This window comes from Echinicola vietnamensis DSM 17526 (assembly GCF_000325705.1).
GTDB classification, from domain to species: domain Bacteria; phylum Bacteroidota; class Bacteroidia; order Cytophagales; family Cyclobacteriaceae; genus Echinicola; species Echinicola vietnamensis.
The window spans coordinates 3,304,210-3,317,268 of sequence record NC_019904.1 but is presented as its reverse complement, the minus strand read 5'-3'; the positions used below and the strand labels follow the sequence as shown (position 1 = coordinate 3,317,268).

Genomic DNA, 13,059 nt, shown 5'->3' with positions numbered 1-13,059 from the left:
AATTTCGTGTAGATGAGCTATCATCCGTGCCGCTGGCACTCCTTCGGGAAGTTGAGGAGCGCTTAAGTTCCTGCGGATGAATCCGCAGGTTACATAATTTACCGTGCCGCGGGCACTTTGCCCCGATTTGTACATTGGAAACCGCAGTAGCCTATGGTGCCGAATGGCGGAATAGGCTGAAGAATGATTAGTTGATTTGGATCCTACAAGCCGTCGCGGCTATCTGCTCATGCATAATGGTTGGCTTGGCTGAGGTTAAACCCTGAATATGCGTTAAGCAACTGAACATCCTGCCTAATCCGCCTTTGGCGGAGGGGCATATAGAAGGTGCAGGTGACAACCTGCAACAAAAATGATTACACACAAAAGGGAAAGTTCCGTAGGAACGGCAAATATAAATGCAAATAGGAACATTTTTTTTAAAGGCGTTTGCCCTGTGGAGGAAGTCCATCGTTTTAACCGTATGAAATTCTATTTCATAAGACCATGTAAAAATTAGTCTCCCAGAAATATTACTTAATCCTGGATCCTTCATGTCCCAATGGCAGAAAAAAAATAAAGCCCGGACCTTGGAGTGTTACAAAACCTCTTTATAGACAAGATTTGAGCTGCCAAAATTTCGCAACCTTCCACTGTTATCCTGCTTCCGAAGAAACGAGGTCCGCCGTTGGCGGATGAGGCCTGGTTTTGAGAATAGGCTTCACTCGGCATTTTTGTTAATTGTGAAGTTTGAACATGTCTGCGGCCCGAGCCTCTGCAAATATACAAATTAGATCAGGGAATGATAAAAATAAACCGGAAATCTGGATTTTGTTCCCCTCTGTGCTGCCCATACCGACTTGGTCCTAACCGAGCAGGCCCTAGCAAATCCCTCCAGGATAAAAACCAACATACCAACGCACCAAGCACAAGGCACAAAGCCTATAAATTATTTTATAATATCAAAAATTTATACACAAAAACAATATTTAACTAAAACAAATAAAGATTTAACCATATATTTGCATGTATTTAACAAGATGAGAGAAGACAAAAACAAATTCAATCCCCATCGAAAGCCATGTGATTTTGTGAAAATGTTTTCATTGGGAACTAATGTCCACAATCCCAAGAGGATGCAATATCTTCTCCAAATTCAGGATCAATTTGGCCGAAGTTCCGAATTGTCAAGAAAATGTAGAAGATTAGTACTTGCAAGGCTAATCCTTGGTAAATTTTGAACATTAACCTTATATTCGGAGATAAGTTGGCAATTAACGGAAAAAGCCAACCATCACATTAAAAATAATTTTTAACTGCTTTTACCGTATAATCATTATATCGTATCGCATCAAATTTAGCTGCTTAGGAAATGTACCAAATTAAAAAACTCATCGTTTGCCTGGACCTATCTGAAATGGATGTCACGTTGGTTAAATTCGCATCGTTCATTGCTCAAATTAACCATACCAAAAAGATCTATTTCACCAATGTCATCCGTAATCTGCAAATGCCCAAAGACATTTTGCAGGAATTTCCCAACTTGGTGGAAAACATGGTGGACGAAAGAAAAGGGCAAATGAAGGCAGTGGTAGAGGAGCACTTTTCCAAGGACCTGGATACTGAACTCTCCTACGTGGTAAAAGAGGGCCAGCTTTCCAAAAAAATACTGAAACTTGCCCATGAAAAATCAGCAGACATGATTTTGGTCGGCCGGAAAACCACTTTGGCAGGTAGTGGAGTCGTTTCACAACGATTGGCTCGAAGGGCCTCTTGTTCCCTCACCATTATCCCGGAAACCATCACCAATCCCAAGGTAAACAAGCTTTTGGTGCCCATCGATTTTTCTGATTATAGCAAAGACGCGTTGGAAGAAGCCATCATGATAGCAGAACGTAATGGGGGGAATGTGGAGATCATTTGCCAAAATGTCTTCTCCGTGCCTTCAGGATATCACCTCACAGGCAAAAGTTATGAAGAGTTTGCGGATGTCATGAAGAAAAATGCGGAGGTTAATTATAAGAAATTCATTCGTAAAATCGACACCAAAGGGCTTGACATAAGACCGGTTTACACCGTCGACAATAACGATGATCCGGTGGAAGACATCATTTTAAAAGCAGAAGAACTCGATGTGGATGGAATCATCATCGGTGCCAAAGGAAGAACGGCGGCCACTGCCCTATTTATTGGCAGCATGGCCGAACGGCTTATCCAGCTGAATGAGAAATACCCCTTGGTCGTTACCAGACCGAAAGGTAAAAATGCTGGAATATTAGACTATATTTTGGAGATCTAATTCTCTTCTACCTTCATTATATCTAAAAGAGCCAAAGGCATGATAGCTTTTTGGCTCTTTTCATTTAAATTAATTCCTCTACGTCTCCATTTCCCAAATACATTTTAAACTACTCATAATCAGCACACTCCTTTCCTTTTCTAATCTAATCGTACCCTAACATTAAACTTATCCCAACCTAACGAGTCTAATTAGGAAATGAATCTATTGGACGACACCTCACTACTAAAGCTAATCAACAACCCCCAAACTAGGGAAAAAGGGTATCGAATGCTTGTAAATCATTATCAAAAACGGATCTATAGTATCATTCGTAAAATGGTTATTATTCATGAAGATGCCGATGACCTTGTCCAAAACACATTTGTCAAAGCCTTCAAAAACATTAATAACTTTAAAAGAGATTCAAGCCTATTTACCTGGCTGTACAGAATTGCTATTAATGAATGTCTCAATTTTCTTGAAAAAAAGAAAAAGCGAAATTTCTTCCGTCTAGAAGACCATGAACATAAAATGGCTGGATACTTAGATAGCACATTACATATTGAGGGGGATGAAATACAGTTATTGCTACAAAAGCTTCTTTTAAAATTACCCAAAAAGCAACGATTAGTATTCAATATGAAGTATTTTGAAAACTTGAGCTATGCGCAAATCAGTGAAATCACAAAAACTTCAGAAGGTGCTCTCAAAGCAAGTTATCATCATGCAGTAAAAAAGATTGAAAATGAAATCAATCCAGACTAAACCTTTTCTCTTATCCCCTGTCAAATGTATATATCATGAAAAATAACATTCCCAAAGGTAATATTTTCCGTGTCCCAGAAGGCTATTTCGAAAGTCTTCCTGATCAGATAATGGCCAAGAAGTTGCAAAATAAACAGCACACGACATGGATCAGCGGAGTGGCCGCAGCAATCACCGTTATATTGACCAGTTTACTTTTTTTTAAACTGTTAATAGAACCTACTGCTGAGCCTGCCCCACCCTCTACTTTAGCCGTTGATGAAGAAATTGAAATGTTGATCGATCGAGGCCACTGGAATGCTGAAGATGTTTTGTCGTTATCTGATGATCCCAATGTTATTTTGGATGAACTTCTATACGAACATTGGCGAAGCTACCCATTAAGTGAAAGTGAACTTGAAGAAGAATTATGGTATTATTATTAATCTTAAAAGTAAATAGGAACCAAAAATCAAGAAAAATCATGAAAAAAATAAGTTTATTCCTTTGTTTGGCACTAATTTCCTTTAGCCTTTTGGCGCAGCGGAAAGAAAATAAGCCTGGGTATGACCGCGAAAAGCTATCGGCAGCTAAAATAGCCTTCATAACTCAGAAACTTGACATTACACCTGATCAGGCGGAACAATTTTGGCCGCTTTATAATGCGTTTGAAGATAAAAGACGGAATCTATTACATCAGCTTCGAGTCATTTCGCATCTGGATCAAGAAAACCTAACGGAAGAGAAAGCGACTCAACTTATCCAAAACAAGATAGATCTTCAGCAGTCTCTATTGGACTTGGAAAAATCATCTTTGAATAAATTCACTGAAGTCCTTCGTCCCAAGCAAGTATATTTACTGCAGGAGGCTGACAGGGATTTCGTAAAACACCTCTATCGTGTGAACCGGAAAAGGAAAACAGAAAGACCAAAGAGGTAAAAGATTCACCTCATAAACCAAACTACAAATTTACTATCAACTAAAAGGCTATTTCTTTATAGTAAGCGCGACATAAGGAGATAGTCTTTTTGATTATATTCATCCATATCGATAGAAGCTTAACAGACAAACCAGAACATTTTATACCATGATGGATTTAGGATAACCCGGATAAAAGGAACCTTTTGAGGCAATAAAGAAAGTGTCCTTGGTAGCTGATAGATGGCATTAGGTAAATGATTGGTTCTACATACGCAAACCCTGCAAGGGGACTATAAAGTAACCATAAATGAACTCCATTTTTAAACATTAGGAATCGTTATAAGAGCTGAAACTAGAAGAAAATAAGGATGTCTGAAGATTGAATCATCCGCCGCAGCGAATGGTGAACCTGTCTGGCCACTAGGCAGAATCGAAAACTGAACCGAAGCGACTAACTTTGATGTAATGTTAAGTTGTAATACTTGTGCATCGTGGTGTAAAGGCTAATCCACTAGGGATAAATTTGATTACCAAGTGGTCAAGACCTAAGAAGGATATCAGGAAGCATCAAAACAGCTGAAAAGCCATTGGTGTATTTCACTTGGTATATTTCCCCATAATTGGTTAAACTTAATATTCCGCCCAAATAACGAATGAGAATCTTACATAATTTCCACTTTTAAGTCCTTACCCCTTATGAAAAAAACCTTACTGATTTTCGCGGTAACGCTGATCCTATTAACGATTTCCAGGCATGACGGATTTTCGCAATCCACCACTTATCCCACCATTGCTGAATTCACCAAAGGAATGGAAGAGAAGCCTGGTTTCTTTCCCCTTCAATGGGATGAAAACACCGGAAAAATATGGCTGGCCATCCCGAAAAACAACGAAGAAATCCTCTATTACCCCTCCCTGGCGTCCGGACTGGGTTCCAATGATATCGGACTGGACAGGGGACGGCTCTCTGGCGCCCACGTGGTTCATTTTCGGAAAGCAGGAAAAAAACTGTTGATGACCGAACGCAATTATGCCTATCGTGCCATTACCGACAATGCTATGGAGCAAAAAGCTGTCGAAGAATCTTTTGCTGAATCTGTTTTATGGGGATTTGAAATATCGGCCCAATCCGACACCCATTACTTGGTGGATGCAACGGATTTTGCTCTGCAAGACGCTGTGGATGCTGCTTCTGCCATTAGAAGGCGGAACCAAGGCAATTATCATGTCGACCCTAAGCGTTCCGCTATCTACCTACCACGAACCAAGAACTTTCCTGAAAACACCGAAATAGAAGCCACCATTACCCTTACCGGCAGTGGAGCAGGAGGTTATTTGCGCAGTGTCACTCCGACTGCAGAGGCGGTGACAGTACGGATGCACCACTCTTTCGTCAAACTTCCCGATGATGGGTATACTCCTCGCCTCTTTGACCCTCGGGCAGGGGTAAATGCTGTCAGCTTTTACGATTTCGCCACCCCCATTAACGAGCCCATTGTCAAAAGATATATCAGAAGGCACCGACTCATCAAAAAAAATCCTGGCCCCGCACCAAGTGAAGTCTTAACCCCGATCGTTTATTATATCGACCCGGGGACCCCTGAGCCTATTCGTTCGGCCCTCATGGAAGGTACGGAATGGTGGGCGGAAGCATTTGAGGCAGCTGGATTTATCAATGCTTTTCAGGTAAAACTCCTCCCCGAGGATGCAGACCCGATGGATGTACGCTATAACCTCGTCCAATGGGTACATCGGTCCACAAGAGGCTGGTCTTATGGGGGCGGCATTACCGATCCAAGGACAGGTGAGATCATCAAGGGAAAAGTAACGCTAGGCTCTCTTCGTGTCCGCCAAGATTTTCTCATTGCACAAGGGCTGATTGCAGATTATTTGGAAACAGGAGAAGTCAATGACGTGGAAATGCTCGACATGGCCTTGGCCAGAATGCGCCAACTCGCTGCGCATGAAGTCGGTCATACTCTTGGCCTACCGCATAATTACATTGCCAGTGCCCATGACAGGGCATCCGTGATGGATTACCCCCATCCCTTAGTGAAAATGAGCGATAACGGCCAAATAGATCTCTCAGATGCCTATGACTCCGGCATTGGCGAATGGGACAAGGCAGCGATCAATATGGCCTATGCGGATTTTCCGGAAGGAAGCGATGAGCAGCAAGAAATCGACAAGTTAGTAACTGCCTACCGTACCAAAGAACTGGACTTTCTTTCGGACCAAGATGCCCGGCCTGCGGGAAGTGCCCATCCTTCCACACACCTGTGGGACAATGGCGCCGATGCCGTCCAAGAACTTAACCGGGTTATGGAAATCAGACAACAAGTCATGAATGATTTTAGTGAAAAGAAAATCAAAATGGGCCAACCCATGGCGATCTTGGAAGAAGTATTTGTGCCGATGTACCTGTTTCACCGCTATCAGGTAGATGCTGCTTCCAAGGTGATTGCCGGGGTAAACTACCAATATACCCTTCGCGGTGACCAAAGCCCTTCACCATCTCCTGTGGATGCTACCGAACAGTTGAACGCGCTGGATGCCCTTTTGGCTACCGTGAGCCCTGAAAACCTCCAAGTACCGGCCAAAGTGCTGGCCCTCATTCCTCCACGGCCTTATGGGTATTATGCTAATGACAGGGAAACATTCCAAGGGAAGACTGGGTTGACTTTTGACCCGCTTACACCTCCCAAAGTGGCCGCAGAGATGACCCTTTCGTTCTTGTTTCATCCCCAGCGGGCAAGCAGGTTGGTGGCCCAGCATGCCATGGATGAATCATTACCGGGACTTTCCGAGGTGATGGCCAAAACCATCACAACCATCAACCGCTTCGATGCCCAAACCGCTTATCAAGAAGAAATTGTCCGCATCGTCCAAAAAACACTTCTAAATCAGCTTATCACGCTCTACCAAAATGGCCAAGCCTCAGCACAGGCAAGGGCCCTGGCCTTTTCTGGCATCAAATCGCTAAATGAAAGCCTTCCTGCCAGTGGCACGCCTGAACAGATGGCGCATCAAACCTATATCGAGAACGTTATCCAGGCATTGGAGCAAGAGCCGATCACCCCGTCGAAGATGCTTCCTACTGCCCCAACACCCGATGGTTCTCCCATTGGCTCGGAGAGCTACCAATGGCTTGCACCGGTTTGTGATTTCACCGTACATTAATGCTCAAACCATTCATTGCTTGCTAAAAAAAAGTGCCCAAGGCTAAATCACCTTGGGCGCTTTTATAATGTCTCGTAACTGCAAGAGAAAGACTTACATAGTATTATTCTTCATAAATCCCATCTCCAGGCCACCAAATTATCTTGCATCGTACAGCTGTTCGTGTACTTTTTTCAAGAACTCCGGAGTCAACTTAATCACCTTTCGGTCATAGGTCATCAATCCGTTGGTCTCCACTTCCACATCGGTAGTTTGGGTGTAAACTGCAGCTGAAAGTCCCCTCGGGATCAATTTAGCAAGTGAACTCATCATCTCGGCATAGCGATTTTCAAGGTCCTCCACAGACTTAAAGCTTTGATAGCCCCAGTTATCTTTTTCTTGCCAGGTATGGCCTTCGACAGGTAATCCCAGTCCACCAAATTCCCCAAGCGTAATGACCATGTCCTTGCCGAAAAATTTAGGATTAGGCATGGCTGGTTCTGGATAATTGTGCAAATCCATTATTTGACCGACAGGGAAGAAATTTCCACCACTGGCTCCATTTACCAAACGGCTAGGATCATAGTCCATGGTCCACTTTACGATCTCTTCGGTTTTAAATTGCCCCCAAGCTTCGTTAAATGGCACCCAAACAATGATGGAGGGAAAATTATGGAAATCATCCATGATCTCTTTCCATTCATTTCTGAAGATTTGTTCCGACTCAGGAGTTCTGTCCCTTTCTGTTCCTACTCCCACGATTCCCGGACGTGGATTCCACTGATTGCCCATGTCTCCACTAGGCATATCCTGCCACACCAACATGCCCAGCCTATCACAGTGGTAATACCATCGAGCAGGCTCCACTTTTACGTGCTTACGGATCATGTTAAAGCCCATCTCCTGTGTTTTGACAATATCAAACAACAAGGCCTCTTCATTAGGAGCCGTATAAAGCCCATCAGGCCACCATCCTTGATCCAGTGGGCCGTATTGGAAAATGAACTTATCATTTACCAACATGCGCTGAACGCCATTTTCATCGAGCTCCATGCTCACTTTTCTCATGGCAGCATAGCTCTCCGTGGCATCCACCACTCGATTACCTTTTACCAAACTCACCTCCAGGTCGTACAAGAAAGGATTTCCTGGCTCCCACAGTTGGGGATTGTCAATGTGCAGTACTGCAGGCTGCCCCGCTTCCACTTTTTCTTCAGCCACCACTTGCCCATCAGCAAAAGCCTTCACCTGAACCATCTGGCCTGATTCCGCATTTTCAATTTCCGTCTCCACGGTAAGGGTTCCGGCATCTACATCCGGTGTATTTTTAGTATTGGCGATATAACTGGTAGGCACATTTTCCGTCCAAACAGTCTGCCAAATCCCGGTTACCGGAGTATACCAAATGCCATGGGGATTCTTAATTTGCTTCCCCCTAGGCTGTGGGCCATCATTTGAGGGATCCCATACCCTTACCACCAGCTCATTGTCCTTTCTGCCTTCCAGTGCATCGGTGATGTCAAAAGAGAACGGGGCATAGCCACCTTTATGGATGCCCACAGACTGGCCATTCACAAACACTTCTGCTTCCCAGTCAACCGCTCCAAAATGAAGCAATACGCGTTCTCTACTGGATTTTTTCGCATCAAACGTGGTTTTGTACCACAATTCCTTTTCTGCTCCTACACGTTCGCCAACTCCGGAAAGGGCCGACTCCACAGCAAACGGCACCAAAATCTCCCCATCAAAGGAAGAAGGTGCTTCCTCCCCTTTTGCCTGGATTTTATACTGCCATAAGCCGTTTAAGTTTTGCCAATTATCCTCCCGGACCAATTGTGGCCGAGGATACTCTTGATGGACATTCGCTGGGTCCACTTCCTCCGCCCAGGAGGTCATGATCTTTCCTTCAGCTGGTTTCCAATTGCCATCTTGCGCCCACACAAATGACTGGGCCAAAAGCAATCCTGCACCAAGCAATAGTGACTTTTTCATGTTTTATAGGTTTTAAATAAGTATGATAGAAAATTAATTTTATTATTTAACATTGGGAAATGCCGTGATACGTAGCCGCGCTGCCCCCATTGGGATGAGCGTAACGTCAGTGACCGGCTGATCGGAACTGGCCGGTAAATCCTTCAATTCTCCCACCAATCCGTATTGGTCTAGTGTCCATTGTGGGATTTGCTTTCCTTTTGCCTTGATCAAAACAGGCACATTATCAGGCGTAAACGGAAAATCATTCTCAGGCCAAGGGCGCTCTTCTACTTCCAGTGAAGCGGCAGGATTATCCTTATCCAATACCAAAGTATAATTCCAATCGGTCGTCGGACGCACCTCCCAAGATGGCCATTTTTTGGTGTCCACCCCTTCTTGCCATTTGGAATCCCAAATGGCCGTTTCATCACTTTCTTTTCGGATATAATCCTCTCCGATCAAAAGTGAATAGGTCAATGGTCCATAACTTACACTAAAACTATTGCTGTTTTTCTCCCACGTCTTCACCTGAAGCTCCATGCCCAAGGTCAAGGTTACCTTATCACCTGATGTCCATTCACGATTCAGTTTAAGATATCCAGCTCCCGTAACATGTTCTTTCAGGGTCTCCCCATTAATACGTACTGTAGCACCAGTGGTCCACGCTGGAATACGCAAATAAAGCGGAAACTTCGTAGGCTTTGCCGTTCCGATCGTAAACTCCAATTGCCCACGAAAAGGGTATTGGGTCTTTTCCTGAATGGTCACTTCCTGCCCATCGCCAACTTTAGCCTTCACAGTACTGGGGCCATAGATCGCTGCAACGACTCCATTATCCGGGGTTGCCATCCAAAGGTTCTCTACTAGATAAGGCCACCCCTGTGCATGATTATGCTGGCAGCAGCGGGAACTGAAGGGGTTCATCATTAAAAAAGGGCCACTATTGGCAATGCCAGGCGCGTGGTTTTCAGCATCCAGCAAAACCATGTTTGGCGAGGTAATGTAGTGTAAGGACTTGAAATCAGGCATCACTGCAGCAGGGTAAGTATTGTAGGCGACCTCCTCGGCATGATCAGCCCAGAATGGATCTCCGGTAATACGCAGTAAATGCTCATTGGAATTCAGCTGCTCCACCATACCGCAAGTTTCGATTCCTTGACGAGGATCCGCATAGCCTGGACGGGCATTTTCATCACTACCAAACATCCCTCCTGGCACTTGGCCAAAATGCTCCCGGATAATATCAAAATTATCATATGTAGCCCTCAAATGCTTTGGTTCATGGCTGAGCAAATAGTATTGGGCAGGTTCCCTGAAAGCCTGTGCGTGATTCACATTGTGCCAATCGATCAGGTCACGGTACCAGTCAGGGACTTCTCCTCCATCACGTACTTCGTAGTAGTTATGAATAGCCTCTAGGTCATGGTCTCTTCCTACCCAATCGGAAGTGTTCCGGTGGATTTTTTCTGCCAACTCAAGTAAAAAGGGCGCTCCAGTCCTATTATACAGCCAAAAAACACTGTGTAGATTATCGCCACCACGAAGCTTTTGCCAATATCCGGTGAGAAAATGCTCATCGGGTACGGTAAGCTGAAACTTAAAATACTGGGTCATCAAATCAATCACACGATCGTCTTGGGAATATTCATAGTAAGACTGGAGACAGTAAAGCATGATCATATTGGCCCAAAAATCTTGGTTTTCACCTTCAAAATGCTTGGGGCCAAAATTACCATCTGCACGCTGACTGTTTATGGTGCCTTCTAACCAAATTTTGGCCTCGTCGATCATCTGCTGGTCCTCCAACAAATACCCAATGTTTGCATATCCCTTTAGCCAATATGGTACTTCTTCCCAGCCCCAATCGCCTTCACCGTCCTTACTAAGCCAAGCGTTGTCCTCTTTTTGTAGCCAAGCACTGATTTCCCCAAGATGCCCCGTCAGACCATTCTTTTGGCGCAGCAGGTATTCCTTCAGAAACCCTTCAGGCTTTACCGAGCCTACAGGCAATTTGATCAAGGCACTGGGCTTTAGCGGGGCCCGATTACTGATATAATGTGTGTTGGTAGCGGTAGTATCCATTCGCTGCACTACCGATACTTCAGTGGCCTGCTCTCCCTTTCCACACGAAAAGAGTAGAGCAAGCAGCACTGCACTGGTAAGTATTTTGGGTTTTAAGTATTGAGTCATTAGTAGTGAGATTTGAGGTGTGAGATGTGAAATGATAAAACCACTCATATCCGACAACCGCTTAGTTTTTCAATAATTGATCCTTTAGCACGGGCATCCAGTATCCTCCGACTACAGATCTGGCCCTAAAGCCCACTGATTCGGCATTGGTCGTTTCATGCCAATCACTTACCGGGATCCTGTTTGGCGTCTTATTGATATAGGTAAACATCGGCTTGATCAGGGTTTTTTCTGCCTCCTCATCGTCGGCCATCGCCGCTGTCCAAATCACCCAATCGGATTTGGTATACATCTTTCGGCTATCCAAAGGCAAACCGTAGGCTTCTTGCTTGGTGAGGTAATAGGCGATTTCTTTTTGGGCCACTTCCTCAGGGAAAATATCGAGCCCCAAGAGCTTGTTCCATACCAAATTGTATTTCTGGCTCCAAGTACCTTTTTTGTCAAAAGTCAAACTATAATGGTCTCCATCTGCTGTTTTATCCATCCACTTTTGAGCAAAATCCTTGGCCAATGCCGTGTACTTCTCAGCCTCCGCTGTCTTCCCTAATGTTTCCGCCATTTGGCCATAAGCAGCTATCGCCAAAATCGCCTTCACCGAAAGGTTTGCATTATGAGCCAAATGACCCGCAAAATCATCGGTACACAGCTGATTGGCAGGGTCAAAGCCTTCTTTGGCCAGGTATTCCACCCAAGTGGTCATGACATCCCAATGCTGCTGGGCATAATCCGCATTTCCTTCCACCTTGGCAATGGCAGCGGTCAGCAGCAGCATGTTCCCAGCTTCCTCTACCGGCATATCTTCCCCATAAGTTTGGCCATTGGCCAGCGGATAGGTTCCCACATCATGGGCTGGAAAAGGCTTGGCCCATTTCCCACTTTCACTGTAATAGAAGATCGGTTCGATCATTCCTTTCAACAAGTCTGGATTGTAAATCAAAAATAAAGGTGCCGATGGATACGTCACATCCACCGTCCCGATAGATCCGTTACTGAAATTCTCCTTGGAAAAGAAAAACAGTTCACCATTCGGCCCTTCGACAGTCTTGTGGGCCGCTACGGCCTGTCGGTACACCAAAGCACACATCTCCGCATATTCCTTTCCTGCGGCTGCATAAGCATCTTGGTAAATCTGCTGGTCAAACTGCTCACTCGCTGCTTTCAGTTTAGCATAATCGGTTTGTGCTGCCTGAAGCATTTCTTCGGTGCTCATACCATATTTTTTCCACCAAGCTTTGAGGTTTTTATTGAAAAACTGCACCGCGTACAAATCATCATAGGCCAAGGTCAAGAAATTTTCTTTTCGTTCCTCCCCTACTTTGCCAAAGTCAAATGCAAAAGCTGAAGTGATCATTTGATCATTTAAGGCCACTGGTTTATGATCGGCATCAGGCCCGCCTAATTGTCCATTTTCAACAAAAGTGGTTATGCTATTGGCGTTTACGTCAATTTTTGAAGTAATATTTTCTTGATCTGCAGCCGTTAAGTAAAGGTAGCCCCAATCAATGCGCACATTATCACCCTTTTTCTCCAGTATGGGCTGGGTGCTGGTCCCTATTTTCATGGTCTGTAAGCCTGAAATGTTTGGACGCTCCCAAGTCACTTGTTGGTTCATGGTGTTTACCGCCAAATTTCCCGCAGCGCTGAAGTAAACTTCCACATCATGTTCCTTACCATCCTCGGCCGCTACCTCAAAAGTAACATAATTGGCAGGTCTGGTCATGACTTCCAGATTATCGGGAAGCATCGGGGCGGTAAAGGTCACATTCAGGGAAACCGCTCCAGCATCAAAAGCATACAAACCTGAGTTCGA

The 13,059-nt window shown here is 44.5% G+C and carries 8 protein-coding genes; 5 read left to right on the top strand and 3 right to left on the bottom strand.

Features of this window, described 5'->3' with window-relative positions; translation table 11 throughout:
- Positions 1-1,351: 1,351 nt before the first annotated feature.
- From ECHVI_RS13530 to ECHVI_RS13510, 5 genes are all read left to right on the top strand, one after another.
- Positions 1,352-2,278 carry a universal stress protein gene (locus ECHVI_RS13530; protein WP_015266566.1) on the top strand — a complete coding sequence of 309 codons (927 nt, stop codon included), beginning with the start codon at positions 1,352-1,354 and terminating at the stop codon, positions 2,276-2,278.
- Positions 2,279-2,476: 198 nt separating this feature from the next.
- Positions 2,477-3,025 (top strand): RNA polymerase sigma factor, encoded by a 549-nt coding sequence (locus ECHVI_RS13525; RefSeq protein ID WP_015266565.1) that lies wholly within the window; start codon positions 2,477-2,479, stop codon positions 3,023-3,025.
- Between the two features lie 35 nt (positions 3,026-3,060).
- Complete coding sequence (locus ECHVI_RS13520; RefSeq protein ID WP_015266564.1) at positions 3,061-3,450, top strand: hypothetical protein; 390 nt, start codon at positions 3,061-3,063, stop codon at positions 3,448-3,450.
- 38 nt (positions 3,451-3,488) lie between these two features.
- Positions 3,489-3,944 carry a Spy/CpxP family protein refolding chaperone gene (locus ECHVI_RS13515; RefSeq protein ID WP_015266563.1) on the top strand — a complete coding sequence of 152 codons (456 nt, stop codon included), beginning with the start codon at positions 3,489-3,491 and terminating at the stop codon, positions 3,942-3,944.
- 678 nt (positions 3,945-4,622) lie between these two features.
- A complete protein-coding gene (locus ECHVI_RS13510) occupies positions 4,623-7,106 on the top strand; it encodes a zinc-dependent metalloprotease (protein WP_015266562.1) in 2,484 nt (827 codons plus the stop codon).
- Between the two features lie 138 nt (positions 7,107-7,244).
- On the opposite strand, the gene ECHVI_RS13505 is transcribed toward ECHVI_RS13510, so the two are convergent.
- The 3 genes from ECHVI_RS13505 to ECHVI_RS13495 form a co-directional block, all read right to left on the bottom strand.
- Entirely contained in the window at positions 7,245-9,077 is a 1,833-nt protein-coding gene (locus ECHVI_RS13505) for a glycoside hydrolase family 2 protein (protein WP_015266561.1), read from the bottom strand.
- A gap of 42 nt (positions 9,078-9,119) precedes the next feature.
- Positions 9,120-11,249, bottom strand: a complete 2,130-nt coding sequence (locus tag ECHVI_RS13500) for a beta-L-arabinofuranosidase domain-containing protein (RefSeq protein ID WP_041738661.1) — start codon at positions 11,247-11,249, stop codon at positions 9,120-9,122.
- Between the two features lie 61 nt (positions 11,250-11,310).
- Entirely contained in the window at positions 11,311-13,047 is a 1,737-nt protein-coding gene (locus ECHVI_RS13495) for a glutaminase domain-containing protein (RefSeq protein WP_245553321.1), read from the bottom strand.
- Positions 13,048-13,059: the final 12 nt, after the last annotated feature.

What these genes read in the sequence shown, in the direction of transcription:
- ECHVI_RS13515 (WP_015266563.1), top strand. Translation starts at nt 3,489, where the DNA reads ATGAAAAAAATAAGTTTATTCCTTTGTTTGGCACTAATTTCCTTTAGC.
- ECHVI_RS13520 (WP_015266564.1), top strand. Translation starts at nt 3,061, where the DNA reads ATGAAAAATAACATTCCCAAAGGTAATATTTTCCGTGTCCCAGAAGGC.
- ECHVI_RS13500 (WP_041738661.1), bottom strand. Translation starts at nt 11,249, where the DNA reads ATGACTCAATACTTAAAACCCAAAATACTTACCAGTGCAGTGCTGCTT.
- ECHVI_RS13505 (WP_015266561.1), bottom strand. Translation starts at nt 9,077, where the DNA reads ATGAAAAAGTCACTATTGCTTGGTGCAGGATTGCTTTTGGCCCAGTCA.
- ECHVI_RS13525 (WP_015266565.1), top strand. Translation starts at nt 2,477, where the DNA reads ATGAATCTATTGGACGACACCTCACTACTAAAGCTAATCAACAACCCC.
- ECHVI_RS13530 (WP_015266566.1), top strand. Translation starts at nt 1,352, where the DNA reads ATGTACCAAATTAAAAAACTCATCGTTTGCCTGGACCTATCTGAAATG.
- ECHVI_RS13510 (WP_015266562.1), top strand. Translation starts at nt 4,623, where the DNA reads ATGAAAAAAACCTTACTGATTTTCGCGGTAACGCTGATCCTATTAACG.